This window comes from Amycolatopsis pithecellobii, from assembly GCF_009707865.1.
In the GTDB taxonomy this organism is placed as follows: domain Bacteria; phylum Actinomycetota; class Actinomycetes; order Mycobacteriales; family Pseudonocardiaceae; genus Amycolatopsis_E; species Amycolatopsis_E pithecellobii.
In genome coordinates, this window is sequence record NZ_WMBA01000009.1 from 1 (window position 1) to 24,800 (window position 24,800).

Here is a 24,800-nt window from a genome sequence, read left to right on the forward strand (position 1 = left end):
GCAGGGACATCTGCAGGACCGGAATTCCGCCGTAGGGGTACATGGTCTTCAACGGCACCCACGCCCCGTGGTCCAGACCTCGACTGACGTGCTGGTAGACCGGTTCGCTGTCGGGCATCGTGGCCGCGACCCGGGACGCCAGCCGGCTGGCATCCGGTGTTTCATATGTCATCTGGAAGTACCGTCGGGCGAAGCCCCCGAAGTCGTAGACCAACGGCGTGTTCGGCCCCGACGCCGACAGGCTGAGCGGGGCGGATTCCCAGTGCGCGCTGACGATCAGGATCGCTGTCGGTTTGGGCAGCGACTGCGACCAGCCGAACAGCTCGCTCATCCACAACGCGTCCTCGAACAGAGCCGGCGAGCCATGGCTGACGTAGAGCGCGGGCATCGGGCCATCCGCCGGCGTCCAGCGGCGCTGATCACGACTCTTAGGGGCCTGCTCGCGCATGAACAGGTCGTAGACATCCGCGGGATCGGCAGCGGCATTCATGGTTGACCTCACAAGGTAGGTGCGCTCCGCGGCGGGGATTACCAGCCGCGGAGCGCGACGATCGGCCTTACGTTCCGGAAGGAGACAGCTCGAAACGACTCAGAGGGTGATCACGATCTTGCCGCGAGCGCCGCCCGAGGCAAGCGTCGCGAGACCTTCGGCGGCTTGGTCGAGTTCGAGGACCTGGGCAACGCCGGCCAGCATGGAGCCGTCCGCGATCTTCGCCGCGATCGGGGCCGTGACCTCGCGGGTGGCGTGGGCCATCACCTTGTGGCCGACCAGGCCGAAGCTGTTGAGGGTGTCCTCGTCGGGTCCCATGGTGGTGAAGGTGACCACGCCGTTCTTCTTCACCGCGCCGAGGGGGATCTGCTCCGCGGTGTTACCGGCGAGGTTGACCAGGGCGTCGACGCCGTCGGCGTACTGCGCGAGCACCTGGTCGGTAACCGATCCGGCGTTGAAGTCGATGGTGGTCGTGGCGCCGAGGTCGCGCAGGCGCTCGGCGTCGGCAGCCGTGCCGGTGGCGACGACCTTGATCTGCTTGGCGGCCAGCAGCTGCACCACGTAGGACCCGACGCCACCCGACGCGCCGTTCACCAGGACCACGCTGCCGGCACCGACCTCGTCGCCGAGGGCGTCGACCGCAGCCGAGGCCGCGGCGGAGGCGAGCGGGATCGCCGCGGCGGTGACGAAGTCCAGGCCCTCGGGCAGGACCTCGACGCCGGCCGCGGGCAGCACGGCGTACTCGGCCACCGTGCCGGCCTGGATCGGCGGAGCCAGCAGGACGTGGCCGTAGACGTGGTCGCCGACCTCGACATGGTCGACTCCGGCGCCGACGCTCTCGACGACGCCGGCGGCATCGCGGCCCACGACGAGCGGGTACTCGTGCGGGATCATGCCGGACATGGCGCCGGCGGCCAGGATGTTGTCGATCGGGTTGAGCGCTGCTGCCTTGACGCGAATGAGGACGGCGCCCTCGCCGGCCACCGGGGCCGGGATGTCGCCGAGAGTGGGCTGGTCGCCGGCGTTGGGGACGTGCAATGCGCGCATAGTTGTTTTCTCCGGTTGTTGTGAGGTCGATCGGGCGGTGCGCTTCGTCCAGGCGACGAGTCGTCGCCACCTGGCATCATTCACGTGTGAAGCTTCACGCATGAACTAAAGGTAGCCCGGAACAGTTCATGACGCAAAGCGTTTTGGTTCACACGTGAAGGAGCTGGGGTAGCTTGGACGCATGGCGAGTGCAGAACCGAACTGGCTGAATCAGCAGGAGAAGGACGCGTGGACGGCCCTGACGAGCGTGCTGACCCGCCTGCAGCCCTCCCTCAACTCGCAGATCATGCGTGACTCGAACATCACGCACTTCGAGTACATCGTGATGTCCGGGCTCTCTGATGCCCCCGACCGCACGATGCGAATGAGTGATCTCGCCGCTGCCGCGGGCGCGGGGCTACCCCGGCTGTCCCAGGTCATCAGCCGGTTGGCGAAGCGAGGCTGGGTGACCCGCCACGCCGACCCCGGGGACGCCCGGTGCGTGCTGGCCACCCTGACCGAGGCGGGATGGGACAAAGTGGTGGCAACCGCGCCCGGACACGTCAACGAGGTGCGGCGCCTGGTGTTCGACCACCTCACCAAGGCGCAGGTCGCGCAGTTGGCCACGATCGGTCACCGGATCGCCGCCGCACACGACGGCAAATGATCCGCATGCAGGGGCGCGCCCGCGGCTCACTTTGAAATCTGAACAATATTTCGATCAAGGTCGGATGGCCGCGTTGCGCGCCTCCGGCCAGGCGACCGGTGTCGCGCGGCGCGATTCGTGCCGAGGCGGCGGCGGTGGTGGTCGCACCGCCAGGGTGCGGGAGCGTTCGGGATAGCTGTAGTTGCGCCACCCGAAGCAAATGTTCGACCGAGAAATAAAGCTTCGAAAGCGTATGGACATTTCGAGCGTCTCTTGGTTACGGTGGTCAGCACCATCACCCAGCGTCGAGGAGATGAGGGCGCTCGTGCACCCATTTCGGCTCATGGCGTACCAGGCCACGCCGCGGCGAGCCGGCCGCCCGTGGAGTTCGCCGAAGCACCTGGCGCTCGGGTGTCGGTCAGCACGCGCTCCGTGAATGCACAGGGACGACCCCCATCATCGTGCGCGGGAATCGTGTCGACGAAGCCGGCGACCGCCCGTTCAGCCCGATCCGTTGCAGGCCCTGGCCGCCGATGCCGAATTGTTCGAGCGGGGAACCTGGGTGCGCGCGGGGCCGGGCACCACACGGCCGTCTCCGGAGGATCCATCGCCTATCGAACATACGTGCGGAATGCTGATGCTCCAGTCCGGCGACCCAGTTACAGACAAAGGAGTAATCGTGAGACTCACCCTGCGCGCAGGCGCCGCCGCGAGTGCGGCGCTGCTGGCCGTCGCCGCCCTTGCCGGGTGCGGATCGAGTTCCCGGGATTCACCGGCCGCTGTCGGCTCGGATGGAAAGTGCACGAGTCCGGCGACGTTGAAGACGAACCTGGTGCCGCTCTACCCGTTGGTCAAAATCGGCAACGATGCGGGCATCTTCCAGAAGCACTGTCTGGTGGTTCAGGACACCCCGGCGCAGTCTCCGGTCGCGGCGATCCCGGCGATCGTGGGCGGGTCGCAGGACCTGACGCTGCTGCCGGCGGCCAACCTGATCAGCACGCTGAATCAGAAGGTTCCGCTCAAGATCGTCGCACCGGGCGCCAAGATTCCCGACGACGCGGACAGCTTGCCGCCGGCGAAGGTCGACGCGGCGGGTGTGTTCCTGCCGAAGGGCTCGACGATCAAGAGCCCGAAGGAGCTGGAGGGTAAATCGGTGGCGGTGCCGGGTCTGGGGACCTCGATCCAGTTCGGGGTGATGGCCGCGGTGGCCAACGCCGGCGGGGACCCGTCCAAGATCAAGTTTGTGCAGCTCGACTCGCAGACCGAGGTGCAGCAGCTGCGGGCCGGTAAGGTCGACGCCGCGGCCATCGCCACCCCGTTCTCGACTCAAGTCGAAAAAGACGGCTACACCCGAATCGCATCGCCGACCACGGCTCTCTACGGCGCCGGGCTCGCCCACACCCCCTGGGTGACCAGCCAGAAGGCACTGTCGGCCAAGCCCGACGCGTTCAAGCGTTTCCGCGAGGCGATCCTCGAGGTGCAGGCCTACTCGATGGCCCACCCGGACGAGTACTACCAGGCCATGGCCGACCAGTCCAAGATCCCGCTCGACGCGATCAAAGCGGGCCCCGGATTCTGGTTCGCCACTCAAATGGACGTCAACGCGCTGAAAGCCTTCGCGAACAAATTGAAGTCCCTCGGCATCGTCACGCAGGTTCCGGAGCTCGACAATGTCATTGCTACGTCCTAATACCGCTGCCGCGCGTCCGGGCGAGATGATTCGCGAACCGCGGAACATCACGCGCCGGATCGCGTCGGCGGTCCTCCCGATCGCGGGAATTCTGATCGCCTTCGTCGCCTGGCAGTGGCTCGCGACGGGGCCCTTGCAGCGCAGCGGCCTCCCTCGTGTTCCCGCGACTTTCGATGCCCTCGGCGGGATCCTCGGGCAGTCCGCATTCTGGAGCTCCGTCGGCGGCACGTTGCTGCAGGCGCTGGTTGGCTTCGCGCTTTCCGTCGCGATCGCGCTGCCGATCGGTCTCTACGTCGGCACGAGCTTGCTGGCGTACCACGCGACCAAGCTCGTGATCGAGATCCTCAAACCGATACCGGCGATCGTCATCCTCCCGCTCGCCGTGCTGCAATTGGGCACGACGGGAGCGCTGTCGATCTTCCTCGTCATGTTCTCGCTCATCCCGCTGCTGATCATCACGGTCGCGGCCGGTGCGCGGGACACCGACCCGGTCAGGCTGGACGCGGCCCGCTCGTACGGACTCGGCAGCATCGCGCGGACCTGGCGGATCGTGGTGCCGAGCGCCCTGCCGTTCGTCGCGACCGGCCTGCGGGTCAGTGCGGCCTTCGCCTTGATCATCGCCGTTCTCGCCGGCCTCTACGGCGGCGCTCCCGGTATGGGCCATGACCTCGATGTCTACCGGCAAGCCGGGGTGCTGGAGACGTCGTTCGCGTACGTCGTCGTCCTGGGTGTGCTCGGACTCGCGCTGAACATCCTGCTCACCGCGGGCGAGCGGAAAGTTCTCTTCTGGCACGAATCCGTCCGGAAGAACGTCGGCCGGAACGACGGTGCGGCGGGGGACACCAGCCGGTTTTCCGCGGAGCGGCGGCGACTGTGGGCGGTCCAGGACAGTGCCGGGCGATTCGTGCACCGCGTAACCGCCGTCCCGGTCGTACGAGTCGTCGGCCGGGCGCTGCGGCCACGCCGGATTCCGGTGTCCGAGCCGGCGTGGCGGTGGACGCTACGAGGTGTGCTGATCCTCGTGCCGGTCGCCCTCCTTGCGGTGTGGTGGGTCGAATCGGCGAGCTCGGAGAACCCGTTCTTCCCGCCGTTGTCGGATACGGTCAGCCGTTTCGGCGCCATTTGGTTGAACCCCGCCGCTTTCGACAACGCATTCCCGAGCCTGCGGAATCTCGTTGTCGGATTCGCCCTGGGATCGGCCGCCGGCGTTCTGGCGGGGGCCGTCATCGGTCAGGTCCGGTGGTTGTTCACCATGCTCAACCCGCCGATCTCCTTCTTCAGGGCAATTCCGAGCATCGCCTATCTCCCCATCCTCATCGCGGTCATCGGGTTCACCGCTCCGATGCGGATCACGGCGATCACCCTCGCGTCGTTCTTTCCCGTTCTGATCGCCGCGATCGACGGAGTCCGCAGCATCGACGAAACTGTCGTCGATGTGACCAGGAGCTATCGGATCCCCCGGTTGATCACGCTGTTCTCCGTCCGGCTTCCCGCGGCGACCCCGCGGATCTTCGCCGGCGCGGAGATCGGACTCGTGGCCGCACTCATCGTCATGGTCGCCTCCGAGCTCATCGGGACGTCCCAGGGCATCGGCGCTCAGGTGCTGCTCGCCCAGCAGACTTTCCAATTCTCGGACATGTGGGCCGGGATCGTTCTTCTCGCGGCGATCGGCATCCTGTCCAACCTCGTCTTCCGCTTCGTCCGGGGCCGGATCCTGGCCTGGTACGACGGCGCGCGAGCTGCCAGCAAGGCCCAGTGAACCCCGGCTCGCACATTCCATCGCACCTGAAATGAGGACTACGTGACCAACAGCATCGAGGAGCGAATCACATCGCCGGGTGATCTCGCCCCCATTGAATCGCGGCTCTCGATCAGGAGCCTGCACAAGTCCTATGGCGCCAAGCCGGTCATCGGCGACCTGTCGTTCGAGGTGGCACCAGGAGAGTTCGTCTGTGTCGTGGGCCCGTCGGGGGTCGGGAAGACGACACTGCTGAAATGTCTCTCCGGGCTCATCCCGCCGTCCGGTGGCGACGCGCTGCTCGACGGACGCCGTATCGACGGCCCGCCCCGTGAGATGGCGCTCGTGTTCCAGGACTACACGCGGTCGCTCATGCCCTGGCTGACAGTGGAGCGAAACGTCCTGCTTCCCCTGCGCGGTTCGGATCTGCCCCGTGCCGAGCGGCGCGAGCGTGTCGTGCGCGCGCTCGCCGAAGTCGGTCTGTCGGAGGCGGTTGCGAAGTACCCTTGGCAGCTCTCGGGCGGGATGCAGCAGCGCGTCGCCATCGCGCGCGCGATCGCGTATCAGCCGGAGATCATGCTCATGGACGAGCCCTTCGCGTCCCTCGACGCGCAGACCCGGTTCGACCTCGAGGATCTCCTGCTGCGTGTCCGTGACGACCTCGGTGTCACGATCCTGTTCGTCACGCACGACATCGACGAAGCCGTCTACCTGGCGGACCGGGTCATCGTCCTGGGGGAGTCCCCGTGCCGGGTCCTGGAGATCGTGGATGTCGACCTGCCCCGGCCGCGGGATCAGATCACGACGCGCTCGCTGCCCGCGTTCGCTTCACTCCGCACGCGCGTCCTGACGCTCATCCGGCACTGATCAGCCGCCCGATTTCGCAACGCCGCGCTCGTCCGGCCCCGCGACCGGCTTTGCCTCGTCCGCTTGAGTATCGGTGCTTTTCAGGTGATCGAGGAGGATGTCGGCGGTCTTCCGCAGATGCGCTCTGAGCAGACCGCTGGCCAGTGCGGCATCTCGTGCCAGCGCCGCATCTTTGATGGCGACGTGCTCAGCTGCGAAGTCGCGACGATCGCGGTCCAGGGTGACACCGCTCGACCAGCTCCAGTAGATCTGGTTGGCGTCGCGGAGCGCGGCGGCAATATCAATCAGCCGTCGAGAGGGGCAGCCCGAGATCAGCGCGACGTGGAATGCGGTGTGCTGCGCCGACCATTCGGGGCTGACGACCCGTGCGGTTTCGTCTTTCCAGACCGGAGTTCGTTCGAGTGCATAGTGACTGGCTACCACCCCTGTCTCCCACTCAAGGCCGGCACGGGCGACCGACTGCTCCAACGCGGCGCACTCGACCTCGCACCGGGCCACAGTCAGGTCGAGCAAGTCCTCGGCCGAGATGAACGGGACCCGGTAGCCGACTTGGGGTTCCGAGACCACCAAGCCGAGTTCGCCGAGCCGGGAAAGTGCCTCGCGGGTGACCCCCACACTCGCCGCGTAGCGATCGCTCAAGGACGAGAAGGCGAGTTTTGTCCCAGGCGGTAGGGCGCCGGAGAGGATATCGGCGCGCAAGCGGGCGAAGACCCCGGCAGCCCGGGTGCGCTCTGGCGGCATGGTCACGCCAAGCATTCTAGCGTATTCGAACGTGTCGGCCGCGACCCCGAGGTCCGTCCACAGTTCAACTCCGACTACTTCTTCAGATTACTGACACAATATTCGAAAACTATTCAGAGGAGTGTGCGAGTTGTCCGGAACGGCACATGAGGTGTCACGCGTCATCGCGGTGGAGGAGCACGTGTGGAGCCCTGAGCTTCGCGGGGCACTGCTCGAGCTCGGCGGTGATGACACCGTGGACGCCTTCAGTAACGACGCCACGACCAATCGCCTGCTCCTCGACGCCGGCGAGGAGCGGCTGGCCCGGATGGACGCCGCGGGCGTGGACTTCCAGGTGCTGTCCATAACCTCCCCGGGTACCCAGCAGCTGCCGGCGGCACAAGCGGTATCCGTTGCGCGGATCTCCAACGACTTCCTCGCCGACGCGGTACGGCGCCATCCCGGCCGATTCGCCGCGTTCGCCACGCTGCCCACGCCCGACCCCGCGGCAGCCGCCGACGAATTGCACCGGTGCGTCACCGAGCTCGGTTTCGTCGGAGCGATGCTGTTTCCGCGCACGGGCCCGGACTACCTCGACCACAAAAGTCATCGGCCGATCTTCGACGCCGCCGCGGAGCTCGACGTTCCCGTGTACATCCACCCCGGCGTCCCACCGGAGGCGGTGCGCGAAGCCCTGTACGGCGGCTTCGACTTCGCCACGAACCTGATGTTGTCCACGGGAGGATGGGGGTGGCACGCGGATGCGGGGTTGGCCGCGCTGCGGCTCATTCTCGCCGGCACCTTCGACCGGCATCCGGATCTCCAGATCATCCTCGGTCACTGGGGGGAGATGCTCGTGTCGTTCGCCGACCGGGCCGACGGGCTCTCGCGGGCCAGTGCCCATCTCGAACGCCGGATTCTCGACTACATCACGGGCAACGTCTATGCCACCGCCGGTGGGATTTTCAGCCACCGTATGCTGCGCCAGGTCCTCGATGTCGTGGGTCCTGATCGCATCATGTTCGCCGTGGACGACCCTTACACGGCCACGATCGGGAGCGAGAGCAAAGCCTCTCCCGGCTTCGCCCGCGCCTTCATCGAGACGGCACCCATCGGCGCGGAGGACAAGGCCAAGCTGGCGCATCGCAACGCCGAGCGGTTCCTCCTGAAGCGCGGCTAGCGACTGTTTCGAAAGTGGTTTGCGTAGCGGTGCGGGTAGCGGAACCTCAGTCCCGCCCGCCAGCCCGACCGCCACCCCTGGCGGACGCGCTTCGCGCGGCAGCGCTTCTGCACCACGTCGGCGCTGTCCTCGCGAGGAACCACCTGAGAATTCGGCAGCAGCGTGTCAGTTGACGGCCCACCGCAAGCGGCTCCGCCGCTTATGAAACACGACCTGGGCGTCACTATCCACAATGGACAATGGGTGCACGGTGGACATCGGCCGATGTCCACCGTGCACCCAAGATCAGATCCAGCCGCCGGTCGATCCGCCGTCGGCGAGCAACACCGAGCCGTTCACGGCTTCGCCGGCAGGGCCCAGTAGCTCGGCGATCAGGTGCGCGAGAGAGCCCGGGCTCAGCGGCTTTTGCCGGTACGTGGAACCGGCGATCGCGGCCTCGGCCTGCTCCACGGTCGACTGATTCTGCTCGGCCGTGGTCCGGATCAGCGTGGCCAGGCGTTCGGTCTTGGTCGGGCCCGGATTGACGCCGAACACCCGCGCCCCCTCCGGGCACCACTGCTGAGCCAGCCCACGGGTCAGGTGAACCAGCGCGGCACCAAGGCAGCCCATGGCATAGTCGGCGGTCGCGACGCTGGCGGATGCGCCGATGACATTGACCAGCGCGCCGCCCCGTGCCGCAAGCCCCGGCAAGCAGGTGCGGCAAACCCGGATATAGCCCAGCAATTTCGTCTCGATCGCGGCTGACCAGGCGTCGTCGGTCAGGGTCATGATGGAGCCGCCGGCCGAGGCGCTCGCGCAGTTGACGACCGCGTCGAGCGGCATCCGTTCGAGGATCCGGTCGTGGGTGCGGACGACGTCTGCGGAGTCACGGGTATCCACGCCGGCGAGCCACCTGCGATCGTCGACCTGCTTCACTTGCGGGCCTTCCCGGCCGCTGATGACGACCGTCCAGCCGCGCTGCCACAGTTCGTCGGCGACCGCCTGGCCGATTCCCCTTGTGCCGCCGACGATCCACGCGTTCCCGGCCTGCTCCGAGCTCACCTGGCGAGACCCAGCTGCCCGGCCCGCTGCTTGCGGTAGTCGGCGATATCGCAGAACCCCGGCTCGCCGGCGAACGCGGCGCGAGTGGTGGCCTCGATCTCTTCGTTCGAAAGGGTCAGGTCGAGCGGCTTCACCTGAGGCTGCTGCACGTGCCACGGCGTCTCGATGAAGACCTCGACGCCGTTGCCCTCCGGATCCGCGAAGTACACCGACCACGTGTTGCCGTGCGTCTTCGGCTCGATCTCGGTCACCCGCTCATCGGCCCGTAGCATCTCGTACAGGGCCCGGAGATCGTCAAGCGTGCCGGACGACACGTACGCGGTGTGGTCGATCGTGTTCGACTTCCCGACCGAATCCCGGCCGGGCACGAAGGCCAGCTGGTGATGACTGACGCCCTGGGAGATGAACACGACCTCCGGCGAGCCATCGGTCACTTCGAAACCAAGCACTTCGGTGTAGAACCGCACCATTTCGTCGAGATCGCGCACGAAGACAACGGTGTGCGACGGTGTGAGCCCCAGCTTCAATGACGGCGGCATTCTTCCTCCATGTGGTGTCCGGGAGCGATCACGTCGGCGGCATTCAACGCGTACCTCCGAGCTGATTCTGCTCCTGCTCCGCTCGGCGGGTTCTGATTTCGAGGACCTCGTTGATCGCGTGTGGATTAGTGATGGATCCGAGGCTCACCGATTCTTCCGGCGTCCTGCCCGCCAGCATTCGTTTGATCGGGACTTCGAGCCGTTTGCCGGTGAGTGTGCGGGGGAGGGCGTTGACGAACCAGATCTCGTCCGGGATGTGCCGGGGTGACAACTGGGTTTTGATCAGGGTGCGGATGGACTTTCGTAACGCGCTCTGGTCTGCCGTCGACGCGCTCGTGGCGATGATGAGCAGTAAGTGGCCGGTCGTGTCGTGGCCGCCTTCGAGGTGGACGATCACGCTGTCGGTGATGTCGGGGATCGGGTCGAGGACCCGGTAGAACTCGGCTGTGCCGAGTCGGATGCCGCCGCGGTTGAGTGTGGCGTCGGATCGTCCGGTGAGCTGGAAGGTGCCGCGGGAGGTGATGGTCAGCCAGTCTCCGTGGCGCCAGATGCCGGGGTAGGTGGCGAAGTAGGTTTCCCGGTAGAGCTTTTTGTCGCTCGTATCTCCCCACAAGAAGACCGGCATCGAGGGCATCGGTTTCGTGACGACGAGTTCGCCGGGTGTGTCCCGGACCGGTGTGCCGTTCTCGTCGAAGGAGTCGATGGCCACCCCGAGTTGGGCGCAGGCGATCTCGCCGGCGACGACGGGCAGTGCCAGGCAGGAGCCGATGAAGGAGGTGCACACATCGGTTCCGCCCGAGCCCGACCGGAGTTGCAGCGTGGTCGATACGTGCTCGTAGACCCACTGGAAGACGTCGGCGGTCAGCGTCGATCCGGTCGCGCTGATCACTCGCACCGCGGAGAGGTCGAACTTTTCGCCCGGCCGTATTCCGGCGGCCATCGATTTGCTGATCAGTGCGGCGCCGACGATGACGTTCGTTGCTTTCCAGCGCGCGATTTCCGCCCACCAGGTGTGGTCGTCGGGCCAGGTCGGGTCTCCGTCGAAGCAGACGAGCGTGGCCCCGCGGAGCAGGGTGGAGACGGCCAGGTTCCAGACGACCCAGCTGGTGGTGGCGTAGGCGAACATCACGTCGCCGGGCCCGACCTCGTGGTGCAGGGAAAGCGCTTTCTGGTGTTCGACCACGATGCGCCCGTGGCCGTGCACAATCGCTTTCGGCACTCCGGTCGTCCCGGAGGAGAACAAGATGAAAAGCGGATGGTCGGCATCGACCTGCTCGAAGCTGGGTTCTCCGCCCGGTTGGGCGGCCAGTAGCTCGTCCCACGCCAAGTGGCCGGGACGCCGGGCCGACCCGAGGTAGCCGATCACGACGATGTGGCGCACGGAGGGCAGCGCGTCGGCGAGGTGCCGCAGGTCGTCGCCGCGGTCGATATCCGTGCCCCGGAACCGGTATCCGTCGACTCCGACGAGCACCGCCGGCTCGATCTGACGCAGCCGGTCCAGTATCGCCTGAGGTCCGAACTCCGGCGCACACGAGCAGAAGACCGCACCCAGACTCGCGGCGGCGAGGAACAGGATCACGGCTTCCGGAATGTTCGGGACGACCGCTGCCACCCGGTCGCTGCGTTCGACGCCAAGGCCTGCCAGCGCGCGCTGAGCCCGGGCGACGGCGTCGCGGAGTTCCGCGTACGTCAGCGTGCTGTCCGGGCGGGTCTGGGACGACCCGCGCAAGGCGACGGCGTCGTCCTCGCCTTGCAGGGCGTTTTCCGCGTAGTTGAGCAACGCTCCGGTGAACCAGCGGGTGTCCGGCATCGGATCGTCCGATATGGACAGTTCGTAACCGCGAGAGTGCTTGACATCGAAATACTCCCACACCGACGCCCAGAACGTGCCCGGGTCGTCCACCGACCATCGCCAGAGCTCCTGGTAGTCGGCGAAGCGACGGCCCAGGCGCTGCTCCAGCCACGACCAGTACCGGCCGATGTGCGAGTTCGCCCGGACATCGGCGGGCGGCTGCCACAGCACCTGGCGGCCGCCGTCATCGGCCAGGTTCGTCACGTTGCCTCCGTCTCTGCCGGCACTTCCCTGGTGTACCACGTCGATCCGAATATGGGCAAGAAAGTTGAAAATCTTGACGAAGCTCGATCGCGGTGGCTACCGTGGCTCCATGTTCGCGGCAAGGGAACGGGCGGCACGGCCCACCTTCACGACGCCGGCGGAAGAACGCCGATACCGGAAACAGCGGTTGGCGGCGGCATTCCGGTTGTTCGGCCACTTCGGTTTCGACGAAGGCGTCGCCGGGCACATCACGGCCCGGGACCCGGAGTACACCGATCATTTCTGGGTCAATCCATTCGGGATGAGTTTCAAGCAGATCCGGGTCGGTGACCTGATTCTGGTGAACAGCCACGGTGAGGTGGTGGAAGGATCGTGGCCGGTCAACCGGGCGGCGTTCTGTATCCACTCCGCCGTGCACGACGCCCGTCCCGATGTGGTCGCCGCGGCCCACAGTCATTCGGTGTATGGCAAGACATTGTCGGCGCTCGGCGTCGAGCTGTTGCCGCTCACGCAGGATGCCTGCGCCTTCTATGAGGACCATGCGGTGTTCGCCGACTACACCGGAGTCGTCCTTGACACCGAAGAGGGACGCCGTATCGCGGAGGCGCTCGGGTCGCGTAAGGCGGTGATCCTGCGGAACCATGGGTTGCTCACGGTCGGCAGGACGGTGGACGAAGCGGCGTGGTGGTTCATCACGCTTGAGCGCAGCTGTCAGGTTCAGGTGCTGGCGATGGCCGCGGGCGGATATCGCCTGATCGAAGACAAGATGGCGCAAGTGACTTCGGAACAGGTGGGGAGCGAGAAAATGGGCTGGCGATCCTTCCAACCCTTATATGACTGGATTGTGTCGGTGCAGCCGGAGCTCCTCGATGAATAGCGGTCACGGCGACGGGCAACCCCGCACCCATTTCACGTCGATCCATGACTCGACCGCTGAGGACTGGTCGATCATCATGCGTCAGTTCGACATCACCCAAAGCCTGGTGGCGGACAACGTCCTGGCTCAGCTTCGCTTGCTGGCTCACGATGACGGTGGTTTTCCGGTGAATCGGCTGGAACACTCGCTGCAGACGGCAACGCGGGCCGAGCGTGACGGGCGGGACGAGGAATACATCCTGTGTGCTCTCTTGCACGATATCGGGGACAACCTCGCACCCCTGAATCATCCGGCCATCGCCGCGGGAATTCTCAAACCGTTCGTGTCGAAGGCCAACCACTGGATGGTCAGCCACCACGGTATTTTCCAGGGCTATTACTTCTGGCAGCACATCGGGCTCGATCCCCATCACCGCGAGCGGTTCCGGGATTCTCCGTACTTCGAGTACACCGAAGAGTTCTGCGCCAAGTACGACGATCCGTCTTTCGACGGCGACTACCGCAGCTCGCCGCTGGAGCATTTCGAGCCGCTGGTCCGATCGCTGCTCGCGCCGCTCCCTTCGCGAAATTCCCGACCATAGGAGCACGGTGGATTTCCAGCTCGATGACGACCAGCGTCTGGTCCGCGACGGTGCACGAAAACTCGCGCGCAGTTTCAGCGACGAGTACTGGGCCGAGTGTGACGACAAGCATCAGTTTCCCTGGGATTTCTACAATGCGTTCGCCCGAGGTGGCTGGCTGGGGATCGCGATCCCGGAAAAGTACGGCGGGGGCGGGCAGGGCATCTTCGAAGCGGCGTTGCTGCTGCAGGAGGTCGCCGCCTCCGGCGCCGGTATGAACGGGTGCTCGACGATGCACCTGACGATCTTCGGGCTCAACACGATCGTCAAACACGGCAGCGAGCAATTGCGCGAGGAAGTCCTGCCCGCCGCCGCGGACGGGTCGCTGCATGTTTGTTTCGGCGTCACCGAACCGGACGCGGGAACGGACACCACGCGAGTGTCCACTTTTGCCCGCCGCACCACGGGTGGCTACGTCATCAGCGGGCGGAAGGTGTGGATCACCAAGGCCGGTGACTCCCAGAAGATGGTGCTCATCGCCAGGACAACGCGGCGAGAGGAAGTCGCCAGGCCGACCGATGGCATGTCGTTGTTCCTGATCGACATCGATCCCGACCATGTTCAGCTGCAGGCGATTCCGAAGATGGGCCGTAACGCGGTCGCCTCCTACGAGGTTTTCATCGACGACTATTTCGTTCCGGAGTCGGCTCGTATCGGCGAGGAGGGCGAGGGTTTCCGGTATCTGCTCGACGGCCTGAATCCGGAGCGGATCCTGCTCGCCCACGAGGCGCTGGGAATCGGCCGGGCGGCGATCGAGCGAGCCGTCCGGTACGCGAAGGAGCGCGTCGTGTTCGATCGTCCGATCGGTCAGAACCAGGGCATCGCCTTCCCGCTGGCCGAGGCGGCCACCCGCCTGGACGCGGCCGAACTGATGGCCCGCAAAGCCGCCTGGTGTTACGACAACGGCCTCTCCTGTGGCCGCGAGGCCAACATGGCGAAGTGGTTGTGTGCCGACGCGGGGTTCGCGGCTGCCGACCGGGCGATCCAAACCCTCGGCGGCATGGGCTACGCCAAGGAATATCACGTCGAACGCTACTTCCGGGAAGCCCGCATCCTGCGGCTCGCCCCGGTCAGCCAGGAGATGGTGCTCAACTTCGTCTCCACCCACGTTCTCGGCCTGCCGAAGTCCTACTGAGTCGGCCTGCAATTTCGAAAATTCTTGTGTAATTCGACATCGATGGGTTAGTGTCCTTGTGGGCCGGTGGTTCTGGGCACCCGTGCCGGGGACAACGAAATGGAGAGCCATGCGTTTGGTCAATCTCAACAACCGGTTCGGAATCGCCGTCGAGGACGGGATTGTCGACGTGGCCGAGGCCAGCGGTGGCCGCTTCGGTCCCGACCCGCTCGGAGTCCTGTCGCAGTGGCACGAGTTCCGGGAATGGGCCGCCTCCGCCGAGCTCGGAGCGGGGAAGCCATGGACGGCGCAGGACCTGGGGTCTCCCGTGCCCAACCCCCGGCAGGTGTTCGCCATTGGCCTGAACTATCGCGCGCACGCGGCTGAAGCCGAAACCGCCGCGCCCGAGCTGCCGGCGGTGTTCACGAAGTTTCCCGCCTCCATCGCCGGGCCGGATATCACGGTGACTCTGCCGCCGGAGGGCAATGTGGACTGGGAAGTCGAACTGGTGGTCGTCATCGGCGCCGCGGCACGGCATGTCGCGCCCGAGGATGCGTGGAAGTACGTCGCCGGGTTCACGGTCGGCCAGGACATTTCAGAGCGCAAGCGGCAGTTGGTCGGCCCGGTCGCACAGTTCAGTCTCGGAAAATCGTACGAAGGTTTCTCGCCGATGGGGCCTTACCTGGTCACCCTCGACGAGGTGGCCGACCCGGCGGATCTGGCCTTGTCGTGCACCATCAACGGCGAGGAGGTCCAGTCGGGCCGCACCTCCCAGATGATCTTCGACGTGCCGGCTCTCATCGCGCATCTGTCATCGGTACTGACCCTGCATCCGGGCGACGTCATCTTCACCGGAACACCGTCGGGTGTCGGAATCGCGCGGAATCCGCCGCGCTTCATCGCGGCCGGCGACGTGCTGGAGAGCTCGGTCGAAGGGCTCGGCACCATCCGCCAGCGTTTCAAGCAGGCCTGATCGGGCGGACCGAAATCGCATCATCGATACCGGCAAAGGAGCAGGGAATCGTGACCTCGGAAGTCAGGGCGGCGCATGCCTCGGATGAACTGTCGGCGCGGTACCCCGGCAGGGACCTCACCGACGAGCAGAAGAATGCCGTCCGCGACGCGACGGCATCGATCGAGCAGCTTGTCGAGACCGAAGGACTGCTCACCTTCGCGGTCGGTGAAGCGCTCAGCTCGTTCGTGACCGGCATCCTCGAGTCGGTGGCCGAAATCGCCGGCGAGGAGGCGGCGATCGCCGCCGCGGTCCAGGTTGGGCATCGGTACGGGCGCGAGAATTACTCGAAGTATCTGCGCAACCGGGGGCTGACCTCCAGCCCGGAAGTGTTCTGTGCCTATCAGGACTACATGCACGCTGTTCGCGGACCCAGGCACGCGACCGCGCTGTGGGCGACCTACGGAGACGACTCGGTCACGGTCGAGCGTTCGGACTGCCTGTACTTCAGTGGCGAGCGCGGCACGCCGAACCGCATCGTCGCCGCGATGGAAGCGAGCATCGTCGAGGGCTACCAGCAGGTCGATCCCCAGCTGCGGATGGAGAATCCGCGCTGCCTGACCAAGGGAAATCCCGAGGGATGCCTTCACCTGTTCCGCTTCAGCCAGCCGGCGGAATGAGAGCCGATCGTGCCCGAAGCATTCATCGTCGACGCTGTCCGGAGCCCCGTCGGACGGCGTAACGGCATACTGTCCGAGGTCCACCCGGCGGACTTGTCGGGGTACGTCCTGCAGGCGCTGATCGAGCGCGTAGGTGTCGATCCGGGCGAGATCGACGACGTCGTGTGGGGCTGTGTCAACCAGTCGGGCGACCAGGCCGCGCAGATCGGCCGGTACGCCGTGCTCGCGGCCGGCTGGCCCGAATCGGTTCCCGGCACCACGGTCAACCGGGCGTGCGGTTCGAGCCAGCAAGCGATCGACTTCGCCGCCGGCATGGTCAAGGCCGGACTCTACGATCTCATTGTCGCCGGTGGTGTCGAGTCGATGTCACGGGTTCCCTTGGGCGCCAGTGCGCAGGGGGGACGGCCGTACGGTGACCGTGCCCGGCGCCGTTACGCCGAACAGCTGGCGGAGGCGGAATTCCCGGCCGGTGACTTCAACCAGGGGTTCGGGGCGGAGCTGATCGCGCGACGCTGGGGATTCGACCGCGCGCAGCTGGACGAGCTGGCGAGTGAGTCCCATGCGCGAATGGCCGCGGCCGTCGATACGGGGGCCTTCGACGGTCAGATCGTGCCGATCCCCGAGGCGCCCGGTGCTCTGGTCGACGAAGGACTGCGCCGCGGCACGTCACCGGACACGCTGAGCAAGCTCAGGCCGTCCTTCCGTGCCGACGGGGTGATCCATGCCGGCAACGCGTCGCAGATATCGGACGGCTCCGCGGCCGTGCTGATCGCGTCGGGGGAGAAGGCACGATCCCTGGGCCTGCGGCCGATCGCCCGCTACGTCGCAGGCGCCGTGGCCGGGTCGGATCCGGTCATGATGCTCACCGGACCCATCCCGGCAACGCGGAAGCTGCTGACGAGGGCCGGCGTTGCCCTCGACGAGATCGGCACGTTCGAGGTGAACGAAGCGTTCGCGCCCGTCCCGATGGCATGGATGGCCGAACTGGGCGTGGATGACAAACGGGTCAATCCGCAGGGCGGCGCGATCGCCATGGGGCATCCGCTTGGCGGGTCCGGTGCGATCCTGCTGACCAAGATGCTGCACCGCATGCGGGATCAGGGAATCCGGTATGGACTGCAGACGATGTGCGAGGGCGGTGGCACCGCCAACGCGACGCTCGTCGAATTGGCCGAGGGGGTGTTGTGAGCGATATCGATTCCCGGCCCGAGCCGGCCGGGCAGTACGACGTACTGATCGTCGGTGGCGGTGCCAGTGGCTTGCTGAGCGCGATCGAGCTGGGTCGCTGGGGCCTGCGCTGCCTGGTGATCGACGACAAGCAAGGTCCCGCCACTCATCCGCAGGCCAACGCCAATGCTTCGCGCACCATGGAGCACTACCGGCGCCTCGGCTTCGCCGCCGAGTTCCGCGAGACCGGGCTCCCGGCGGATTACCCGACCGACGTCACGTACTTCACCACGTTCGGCGGGTCCGAGATCGCCCGGTTCCGGCAACCGAGCCGAGCCGAGGCCGTGGCCATCGCCGACTCGCACGAAAGCCTTCGGTCCTGGCACACGCCCGAACTTCCGCATCGGGCCTCGCAGCTGTTCCTGGAGCCCATCCTCGCCGAGCACGCCCGAGCGCAGCGGTCGGTCGACGTCCGCTTCGATCGTCGCTGCGTGGACATCGAAGTCGTCGGCGAGCAGGTATCGGCGGTCGTCGAGGACACGAGGACCGGGGAACAGTCGAGGGTCCGCGGCAACTGGCTGCTCGGCTGTGACGGGCCACGCAGTATGGTCCGCCGACACCTGGGCGTTTCCCTGACCGGCAAGGCCGGTGTCGTGCGGGACTTTCTCGGTGGCCAGATGTACAGCATCTACCTTCGCGCGCCGCATTTCTGGCGCGACATCCAGCCCCATCGCACCTGGCAGCACTGGAGCCTCGCCGAGGGCCGGCGTTCCATCCTCACGGCCATCAATGGCATCGACACGTTCTCGGGGCATGTCCAGCTGGCGCCCGGTGAGGAAATCGAGCCCGAGGAGGCCCTCGCCAGGGTGACTCGTGCCTTCGGGCGGGACACCGAAGTCGAGCTGATCTCCGCCACCAAATGGACCGCCGGCAACCACCTCATCGCCGAGCGGTACCGGTCCGGACGGGTCATCCTTGTCGGCGACGCGGCGCACATCTTCACCCCGACCGGCGGCATGGGCTACAACACCGGCGTCGACGACGTGGCGAACCTGGCGTGGAAGCTCGCGGCCGTTCAGCAAGGCTGGGGCAGCCCCGGCCTGCTCGACACCTACGAGTCCGAGCGGCGCCCCATGGCGGAACGCACGATGCGGTTCTCCACCGAGGTGGCCGACAGCATCGGCGGCATGCCCGTCCCGGCGAACATCGACGATCCGGGTGCGGCCGGCGACCAGGCGCGCGCGGAGCTCCGGGAGAAACTGCTGGCCCACGCTCGGTTCGAATACGACATCCCGGGGATCCAGCTCGGCGTGCGGTACACCAATTCGCCGATCACCGTTCCCGACGGATCCCCGGACACGCCGGACGATCCGAACGTCTACCTCCCGACAGCCCGTCCGGGCGCTCGCCTTCCCCACTTCTGGCTCGCCGACGGCCACGCGCTGTTCGACCGCCTCGGAATCGGCTTCACCCTGCTCACGACGACCGGCGACGCTGACGTGGAGGCGTTCGCCGACGCTGCTCGACACGCCGGCATTCCGCTGGCGATCCTCGACCTCGGTCACGAGCCGGAGGCCAAGATCCTCGACGCGGCGGCTGTGCTGGTCCGGCCGGACCAGCACGTCGCCTGGCGCGGGGACCCCGCGGCCGTCGATGCGGCCGCTGTCCTGGCTGTGGCCACCGGCTGGTCGTCGCCCCACTCCACGAACTCGTGAACGGATGAACCTATGACCTCAGACTTCGCGGCCGCGGCAGACATGGCCGGCAAAATCGGGGTGGTCACGGGGGCGAGCCGGGGCATCGGCCGGACCACCACCGAGGTCCTGGTTCGCGGCGGCGCCACGGTCGTCGTGGTGGCTCGAACCGGTAGTGACCTCGATGCGCTGAAGGACGAGCTGGCGGACGCCAGGGGCGCCGTTGCGCCCCTGATAACCGACATCGGCTCCCGCGATGCGTTCGAGGACCTTGGCGCCCGGGTTGCGGCGCTCGTCGGTGACCGGCTCGACTTTCTCGTCAACAACGCGGGCGTCCTGCCCGCGGGCCCGATCGAGAGCTACAGCGCCGGCGACTGGGACGAGGCTCTCGGCATCAACGTGCGTGCGGTCGGAATGACCAGTGCCGCCCTGCTGCCGGCTCTTCGCCGCAGCCGGTCCGCCTCGATCGTGAACGTGTCGTCGATCCACGCCTTGATCGGGATGCCGGGCCGCTCGGTGTACGCCGCCGGCAAAGGCGGCGTGGCAGCACTGAGCAAGCAGCTGGCGATCGAACTGGCGGCGGACGGGGTGCGCGTCAACGCCGTCCTGCCGGGAGCCATCCGGACGTCCATGAACGAAGCCATCTTCGCGTCGGACGAGTTTCGCGCCCGAGTCGAGTCGGCGATTCCGTTGCGCCGCATCGGCGACCCGATCGACGTCGCACGGGCGATCTACTTTCTGTGCTCGGAGGCATCGAGCTATGTCACCGGACATGCGCTGGTCGTGGACGGCGGACACACCTCGGCGTAAGTGCGGGGTCAGATAAACAGCAGCTTCACCCATTGACAGGGCAGCGTGGCCCTGGAAAAGGAGCGCGAAATGCGTAAATTTCGCCGGTCACTCGTAGCCCTGATCCTGCTGGTCGCGGCCGGTCCGGTCGCCGCATGCGGGACCGCGGGCAGCGGCACACAGACCGGGGCAAAGGTGGCCAACGGTGCCCAGCAAGCTGCCGTCGACGACGCTGTCGCGACGGTCGCCGGCTACGAGAAGCCGCAGCCACCGATCGAGGTCCCGAAGCTGTCGAAACCCGCTCCGTCCAACGTGCGTCTCGCGGTGCTCACGTGCGTGGTTCCGGTATGCCGGTCGAGTACCGATCCCGCCGTGGCCGCCGCGCAAAAGCTCGGCTGGTCGGTTTATCAGACGCAAGTCCAGGTCACCCCGGCGTCCTACATCGCGGGCTGGAATGCCGTCCTGCAACAAAACCCGACGGCGATCGCCTACGTCGCGGAATTCCCCTCGGATGTGGTCGCCGGCCAGATAGCCGAAGCGCGCCGGCGGAATATCGAGCTGGTGGCGATGTCGTACAACGCACCGTCATTGGCCGCGTCCGGCGCCAGCTACGCCGTATCGGGCGCTCCCGAACTGACCCGCAGTGGCGAGTTGATGGGCAATGTGGTTGCCGCCGATGCGGGTGGTTCGACGAAGGCGCTCTTTGTCTGGGACCCGTCGCTGTCCAACACGCTCACTCCCGTCAAGAACGGGTTCACTTCGACCGCCACACCCGCCGGGGTCCAGATAGCTACGCTGGACGTAGCCATTACGGGCGTGGGTCAGGCGGTGCCGGGCCAGGTTCTCAGTTATCTGCAGCGGCATCCGGACGTCAAGTATGTGGTGATGTCCCTGGCCGATTTCAGTGCGGGCGTGCCACAGGCTCTTCGCTCGGTCGGCCTGGACAAAACGGTGAAGATCGTGAGCCGGGCACCTCAGGGTGGCGATCTGGCTCAGATCAAGTCGGGGGAGCAGTTCGCGGCCGTCGCCGAAGAGGTGGAGGCGTCGGGCTACCGTGCCGTCGACGCCATCGCCCGCCTTTCGCTGGGCGACAAGCCGGCGGACGTCGATCCCGTTGGCTGGCACCAGATCATGGTCAGCAGCAACATCACCCAGACCGCGGGACCGCAGCCGACCCCGGGTGTTCCGGACGCCTTTTATGCGGCGTGGGGCGTATCGTGAGCGCGCCGGCGGCGAGTCCGGGCGAGCGCATCCGGAAAGAATCCGTGCCATTCCTGCGCGTGCACCACTTGAGCAAGACCTTCGGTGGTCAGCGAGCTCTGGACGGGGCGTCACTGCGCCTCGAAGCCGGCGAAGTTCATGCTCTCCTGGGGCAGAACGGATGCGGTAAATCGACCCTCATCAAGATCCTGGCCGGCGTCTATACGCCGGATCCCGGGTTCCGGATCGATATCGAGGGAACCGAGCTGGACGGTTCTCTGCGCGCCATCGGACACGCCCACTTCAGGTTCGTTCACCAGGATCTCGGACTGATCGGTTCGATGAGCGCGGCCGAAAACCTCGAGATCAACGCTCGCCGGCCCCGGCTCTGGCTTTCCCAGCGGGCTTTACAAAGCCGGGCGAGCAACGTGCTCAGGGAACACGGGGTCGAGCTCGACGTGACCCGGCCCGTCCAAGAGCTCAGCCGCGCGCAGCAGAGCCTGATCGCGATCGTGCGGGCCATCGCGGATCTACCGCCCGGCAGGGGAATGCTGGTACTCGACGAGCCGACCGCTTCGCTTCCACCGGCGGAGGTCTCCCATCTGCTCGATGCGCTGAGGGCGTTGCGTGCCAAGGGGTTGGCCATCCTGTACGTGACGCACCGGATGGAAGAAGTGTTCGATATCTCGCAGCGCATCACGATCCTCCGCGACGGCCGCACCGTCATGGAGTCGCGCACGGACGAGACCGACGACGCGGGCGTCACGGCAGCAATCCTTGGCGCGCAAGAGCATGCCCGCCTCGTCGGCAAACCGGCGCAGGTAAGTCGACCGGACGACTCCGCCGCTGCCGTGCCCTCGAACGGCCCGCCCGCACTTTCCGTGGGAGGGTTGCGCGGCGGCCGGGTGAACGACGTCGGCTTCGATCTCGCACGAGGTGAGATCCTCGGGCTCACCGGCCTCGTGGGGTCCGGCTACGACGAGGCGCTGGCGTGCGTTTTCGGCATGACGTCCCGGCAGGCCGGAAGAGTCGAGGTGTACGGCGAGGCGCTGAAAGGCGATCACTGCCGGAATGCGGTGCAGGCCGGCGTCGGGTATGTCCCGAGCGATCGGGATCGCCTGGCGACGATACCCGATTGGACGCTTGCCGAGAATCTGACCCTGGCCCGGATTCCTACCCGGCGTCTGGCGCTGGACCGGCGGTTCGAGCGCCGGAGCACCCTCGAGTGGCTGCGCCGGCTCGAAGTGGTGCCCCTTGATCCGAAGCGGAAAATCGTCGAGCTGAGCGGCGGGAACCGCCAGCGAGTGGTGCTCGGCCGGTGGCTCCGCCGCGGCTGTCGCGTACTTCTGCTCGACGAGCCGACCATTGGTGTCGACGTGGCGGGCAAGGACCGGATCTACACGCTATTGCGCGATGCGGCCGATCGCGGCGTGGGCATCGTGGTTGCCTCGTCGGACCACACGGAGCTGCTGGAAATCTGCGACCGGATCGTCGTCTTCCGCGAGGGAAAGATCGCGACCACTCTCGATCCCGGCGCCGGGGTCACGCACGAGCAGCTGTTCCGTGAATGTTCGGGCCTGCCGGCCGACGGCGATCAGGCCGGCGATTCGAATCCTGGGCGGGGTTGAGAGTGAACAAATCCATGTCAGCAACGAAATCTGCCGGCGAGCGGCGTGACGCGAGCCCCGGCCCGGTTGACCCGGCCGGTGGCACCCCCGCGGCCGGAACACCCGTATTTCGGCGGATCGCAAGGTATACCCAAGTCGGCCGGCTCAGTGGTCTGTACCTATGGGTCGCGGTCATCGTCTTCTTCGCCATCGAAATTCCGGAAACGTTTCTGACCCAGACGACGGTGCAGGGAATCATCGGCAATCAGGCGGTCACCGTCATCGTGGCCACGGGCGCGCTGATCGCCCTCACGAGCGGATGCTTCGACCTGTCCGTGGGACAGAACCTCGGGATGTCAGCCGTTTTTCTCGGTTGGTTCAGTGTCAACGCGCACCTGAGCCCGGGAATCGCGATCGTGCTCACCCTGCTGATCGGCGCGGCCGTCGGTGCCGTGAACGCGATCCTGGTGGTGGTCATCGGAATAGACAGCTTCATCGTCACCCTGGGCATGAGTTCGGTGTTGTTCGCCATTACCCAGATCGTCTCCGATCAGCATTACATCGGGCCGCTGCCGAAAGCCCTGCAGGATTTCACCAATTGGCAGCAGTGGGGGTTGTCCGGATACGACTACTACGCCATCGCGTGCGCGATCATCTGCTGGATGGTGCTGGAGCACACCGCTGCCGGACGCCGGTCAGCGGCGACCGGTGCCAACAAAGCGGCTGCACGTCTCGTCGGCATTGCGACCGGCCGGCATCAGGCGATCGGCCTGATCGCGTGCGCCACTCTTGCCGGCTTCGCCGGGATCCTGGTCGCGGGCAAGGTCGGGACGATATCGCCGACCATCGGCCCGGAGTATCTGCTACCCGCGTACGCCGCGTGTTTCTTGAGCGCGACCCAGCTCAAGCCAGGGCGATTCAACGTCTGGGGCATGGTGCTGGCGCTGTTTCTCCTGGGAACCGGCGCGACAGGTCTGCAACTGCTCGGCGGACAAGGCTGGGTCGGGGACATGTTCACCGGGGTCGCACTGATCATCGCGGTCGGATTCGCGGTCGTCACCCAGCGGCGCAGGAAGTCGGCGTAAAGCGGACTCAGGTCGCGCGCGAGGCGACAAGAGCCGCGGTGTGCGCTGGTCACGACGAAGGGATCAGGCATGGGTCTGCTGGACGGGAAGACCGCACTGATCACCGGTGCCGGGCGCGGTCAGGGCCGCGCTCACGCGCTCGCGCTGGCGAGCGAGGGTGCCCGCATCGTTGCGGTCGACATTGGCGAGGGGGTCGAGAGCGTGCCGTATGCCCTGGCCACCGAACAAGATCTTGCCCGGACCGCGGAAGAGGTGGAGACGGCCGGCGGCTCGATCGTCACGGTACTGGCCGACGTCCGTGACCAAGCCTCGCTCGCCGCCGCGGTGGACGCCGGTCTGGCCCGGTTCGGGGCTATCGACATCTGCGTCGCGAACGCCGGCGTCTTCTCGGTGGCACCGATCTGGGAGATGAGCGAGCAGCAGTGGACGCAGATGATCGACATCAACCTGAGCGGAGTGTGGCGCACGGCCAAGGCGGTGCTGCCGCACATGATCGAGCGCCGCGGTGGATCACTCGTGCTGATCGCGTCGGTGAACGCGCTGGAGCCGGGCTCGGGCACCGGGCATTACACGTCGGCCAAGCACGGCATCCTCGGCCTGTGCCGGTCCATCGCGGTCGAGGTTGCTCCGTACGGGGTTCGCTGCAATGCGGTGTGCCCGGGGGCCGTGGACACCGGGATGCTGAACTGGCCCGAGATGTACAACTGGCTCAGCGGCAAGGAGAGCGGTGGGACCCACCTCGACCTGCGCAAGGCGGGGGCGCGCTATCACGCGCTCGCGCCGGCCGACGTGATGGCGCCCGGGGACATCTCCGGAGCGGTCCTGTTCCTCAGTTCGGATCTGGCTCGATCGGTGACCGGCATTGCACTGCCTGTCGACCGGGGACACCTATTGCTGCCGAAGACGAACGAGAACAGTGCGTCCTATGCCGACGGTCTGGCGTAGTCGAAGAAAAGTTCTGTTGTCGAAGATCTGTCAAAGACTTGAAATAAGGCGCGCGCCAGTCATATAGTCGGTGCCAGA

23 protein-coding genes are annotated in these 24,800 nt (G+C 66.4%); 17 read left to right on the plus strand and 6 right to left on the minus strand.

The genetic code is table 11. The features are described 5' to 3' along the window. Positions 1–490 (minus strand): dioxygenase family protein (locus GKO32_RS08390; protein WP_166459435.1); only part of this gene is annotated, 490 nt, incomplete at its 3' end. 99 nt (positions 491–589) lie between these two features. Next, positions 590–1,639 (minus strand): NADP-dependent oxidoreductase, encoded by a 1,050-nt coding sequence (locus GKO32_RS08395; protein WP_246243350.1) that lies wholly within the window; start codon positions 1,637–1,639, stop codon positions 590–592. A gap of 79 nt (positions 1,640–1,718) precedes the next feature. On the opposite strand from GKO32_RS08395, the gene GKO32_RS08400 reads away from it, so the two are divergent. The 4 genes from GKO32_RS08400 to GKO32_RS08415 all read left to right on the plus strand — a co-directional run bounded on the left by GKO32_RS08400 (position 1,719) and on the right by GKO32_RS08415 (position 6,457). Then, on the plus strand, positions 1,719–2,183 hold the full coding sequence (locus tag GKO32_RS08400) for a MarR family winged helix-turn-helix transcriptional regulator (protein ID WP_154756238.1): 465 nt from the start codon (positions 1,719–1,721) through the stop codon (positions 2,181–2,183). A 493-nt stretch (positions 2,184–2,676) separates the two neighbouring features. Beyond that, positions 2,677–3,852, plus strand: coding sequence for an ABC transporter substrate-binding protein (locus tag GKO32_RS08405; RefSeq protein ID WP_166459436.1), 1,176 nt, complete (start codon positions 2,677–2,679; stop codon positions 3,850–3,852). A 25-nt stretch (positions 3,853–3,877) separates the two neighbouring features. After that, positions 3,878–5,611, plus strand: a complete 1,734-nt coding sequence (locus GKO32_RS08410) for an ABC transporter permease (protein ID WP_208024320.1) — start codon at positions 3,878–3,880, stop codon at positions 5,609–5,611. A 42-nt stretch (positions 5,612–5,653) separates the two neighbouring features. Then, positions 5,654–6,457 carry an ABC transporter ATP-binding protein gene (locus GKO32_RS08415; protein WP_312867673.1) on the plus strand — a complete coding sequence of 268 codons (804 nt, stop codon included), beginning with the start codon at positions 5,654–5,656 and terminating at the stop codon, positions 6,455–6,457. Here GKO32_RS08415 and GKO32_RS08420 read toward each other — a convergent pair whose 3' ends face one another. Further along, on the minus strand, positions 6,458–7,198 hold the full coding sequence (locus tag GKO32_RS08420) for a GntR family transcriptional regulator (RefSeq protein WP_246243359.1): 741 nt from the start codon (positions 7,196–7,198) through the stop codon (positions 6,458–6,460). A gap of 130 nt (positions 7,199–7,328) precedes the next feature. On the opposite strand from GKO32_RS08420, the gene GKO32_RS08425 reads away from it, so the two are divergent. Then, positions 7,329–8,357 (plus strand): amidohydrolase family protein, encoded by a 1,029-nt coding sequence (locus GKO32_RS08425; RefSeq protein ID WP_154756242.1) that lies wholly within the window; start codon positions 7,329–7,331, stop codon positions 8,355–8,357. 285 nt (positions 8,358–8,642) lie between these two features. Here GKO32_RS08425 and GKO32_RS08430 read toward each other — a convergent pair whose 3' ends face one another. Genes GKO32_RS08430 through GKO32_RS08440 form a run of 3 tightly spaced genes read right to left on the minus strand, consistent with a single transcriptional unit; the run spans position 8,643 to position 11,993 of the window. Beyond that, positions 8,643–9,398: an SDR family NAD(P)-dependent oxidoreductase gene (locus GKO32_RS08430; protein WP_166459437.1), complete on the minus strand. Its 756-nt coding sequence runs from the start codon at positions 9,396–9,398 to the stop codon at positions 8,643–8,645. Next, positions 9,395–9,937: a VOC family protein gene (locus GKO32_RS08435; RefSeq protein ID WP_154756244.1), complete on the minus strand. Its 543-nt coding sequence runs from the start codon at positions 9,935–9,937 to the stop codon at positions 9,395–9,397. Before GKO32_RS08435 ends, GKO32_RS08430 begins: the two co-directional genes overlap by 4 nt. A gap of 43 nt (positions 9,938–9,980) precedes the next feature. Beyond that, a complete protein-coding gene (locus tag GKO32_RS08440; RefSeq protein WP_208024322.1) occupies positions 9,981–11,993 on the minus strand; it encodes an acetoacetate--CoA ligase in 2,013 nt (670 codons plus the stop codon). Between the two features lie 73 nt (positions 11,994–12,066). On the opposite strand from GKO32_RS08440, the gene GKO32_RS08445 reads away from it, so the two are divergent. From GKO32_RS08445 to GKO32_RS08505, 12 genes are all read left to right on the plus strand, one after another. Further along, entirely contained in the window at positions 12,067–12,870 is an 804-nt protein-coding gene (locus GKO32_RS08445) for a class II aldolase/adducin family protein (RefSeq protein ID WP_312867674.1), read from the plus strand. Then, complete coding sequence (locus GKO32_RS08450) at positions 12,863–13,450, plus strand: HD domain-containing protein (RefSeq protein WP_154756245.1); 588 nt, start codon at positions 12,863–12,865, stop codon at positions 13,448–13,450. The genes GKO32_RS08445 and GKO32_RS08450 overlap by 8 nt, the downstream gene beginning before the upstream one ends. Positions 13,451–13,457: 7 nt before the next feature. Next, entirely contained in the window at positions 13,458–14,624 is a 1,167-nt protein-coding gene (locus GKO32_RS08455; protein WP_312867675.1) for an acyl-CoA dehydrogenase family protein, read from the plus strand. A 109-nt stretch (positions 14,625–14,733) separates the two neighbouring features. After that, positions 14,734–15,576, plus strand: a complete 843-nt coding sequence (locus GKO32_RS08460) for a fumarylacetoacetate hydrolase family protein (RefSeq protein ID WP_154756246.1) — start codon at positions 14,734–14,736, stop codon at positions 15,574–15,576. 50 nt (positions 15,577–15,626) lie between these two features. Further along, positions 15,627–16,235, plus strand: coding sequence for a hypothetical protein (locus tag GKO32_RS08465; RefSeq protein WP_154756247.1), 609 nt, complete (start codon positions 15,627–15,629; stop codon positions 16,233–16,235). Positions 16,236–16,244: 9 nt separating this feature from the next. Then, positions 16,245–17,423, plus strand: coding sequence for a thiolase family protein (locus GKO32_RS08470; RefSeq protein WP_312867676.1), 1,179 nt, complete (start codon positions 16,245–16,247; stop codon positions 17,421–17,423). Beyond that, the gene (locus GKO32_RS08475) at positions 17,420–19,117 is read left to right on the plus strand and encodes an FAD-dependent monooxygenase (protein WP_154756248.1); all 1,698 of its coding nucleotides are present in this window, start codon (positions 17,420–17,422) and stop codon (positions 19,115–19,117) included. The genes GKO32_RS08470 and GKO32_RS08475 overlap by 4 nt, the downstream gene beginning before the upstream one ends. A gap of 12 nt (positions 19,118–19,129) precedes the next feature. Next, on the plus strand, positions 19,130–19,906 hold the full coding sequence (locus tag GKO32_RS08480; protein WP_154756249.1) for an SDR family NAD(P)-dependent oxidoreductase: 777 nt from the start codon (positions 19,130–19,132) through the stop codon (positions 19,904–19,906). Positions 19,907–19,975: 69 nt separating this feature from the next. Then, positions 19,976–21,106, plus strand: a complete 1,131-nt coding sequence (locus GKO32_RS08485; RefSeq protein WP_154756250.1) for a sugar ABC transporter substrate-binding protein — start codon at positions 19,976–19,978, stop codon at positions 21,104–21,106. Further along, on the plus strand, positions 21,103–22,713 hold the full coding sequence (locus tag GKO32_RS08495; protein ID WP_166459438.1) for a sugar ABC transporter ATP-binding protein: 1,611 nt from the start codon (positions 21,103–21,105) through the stop codon (positions 22,711–22,713). Before GKO32_RS08485 ends, GKO32_RS08495 begins: the two co-directional genes overlap by 4 nt. Positions 22,714–22,727: 14 nt before the next feature. Further along, positions 22,728–23,777: an ABC transporter permease gene (locus GKO32_RS08500; protein WP_166459439.1), complete on the plus strand. Its 1,050-nt coding sequence runs from the start codon at positions 22,728–22,730 to the stop codon at positions 23,775–23,777. Positions 23,778–23,846: 69 nt separating this feature from the next. Continuing rightward, complete coding sequence (locus GKO32_RS08505; protein WP_154756253.1) at positions 23,847–24,722, plus strand: mycofactocin-coupled SDR family oxidoreductase; 876 nt, start codon at positions 23,847–23,849, stop codon at positions 24,720–24,722. Positions 24,723–24,800 lie beyond the last annotated feature (78 nt).

Bases quoted from the DNA above. Each gene is read 5' to 3' on its own strand.
- GKO32_RS08395 (WP_246243350.1), bottom strand. From the start codon at position 1,639: ATGCGTGAAGCTTCACACGTGAATGATGCCAGGTGGCGACGACTCGTC.
- GKO32_RS08400 (WP_154756238.1), top strand. From the start codon at position 1,719: ATGGCGAGTGCAGAACCGAACTGGCTGAATCAGCAGGAGAAGGACGCG.
- GKO32_RS08410 (WP_208024320.1), top strand. From the start codon at position 3,878: ATGATTCGCGAACCGCGGAACATCACGCGCCGGATCGCGTCGGCGGTC.
- GKO32_RS08420 (WP_246243359.1), bottom strand. From the start codon at position 7,198: ATGCCGCCAGAGCGCACCCGGGCTGCCGGGGTCTTCGCCCGCTTGCGC.
- GKO32_RS08435 (WP_154756244.1), bottom strand. From the start codon at position 9,937: ATGCCGCCGTCATTGAAGCTGGGGCTCACACCGTCGCACACCGTTGTC.
- GKO32_RS08450 (WP_154756245.1), top strand. From the start codon at position 12,863: ATGAATAGCGGTCACGGCGACGGGCAACCCCGCACCCATTTCACGTCG.
- GKO32_RS08460 (WP_154756246.1), top strand. From the start codon at position 14,734: ATGCGTTTGGTCAATCTCAACAACCGGTTCGGAATCGCCGTCGAGGAC.
- GKO32_RS08480 (WP_154756249.1), top strand. From the start codon at position 19,130: ATGACCTCAGACTTCGCGGCCGCGGCAGACATGGCCGGCAAAATCGGG.
- GKO32_RS08485 (WP_154756250.1), top strand. From the start codon at position 19,976: ATGCGTAAATTTCGCCGGTCACTCGTAGCCCTGATCCTGCTGGTCGCG.
- GKO32_RS08500 (WP_166459439.1), top strand. From the start codon at position 22,728: ATGTCAGCAACGAAATCTGCCGGCGAGCGGCGTGACGCGAGCCCCGGC.
- GKO32_RS08505 (WP_154756253.1), top strand. From the start codon at position 23,847: ATGGGTCTGCTGGACGGGAAGACCGCACTGATCACCGGTGCCGGGCGC.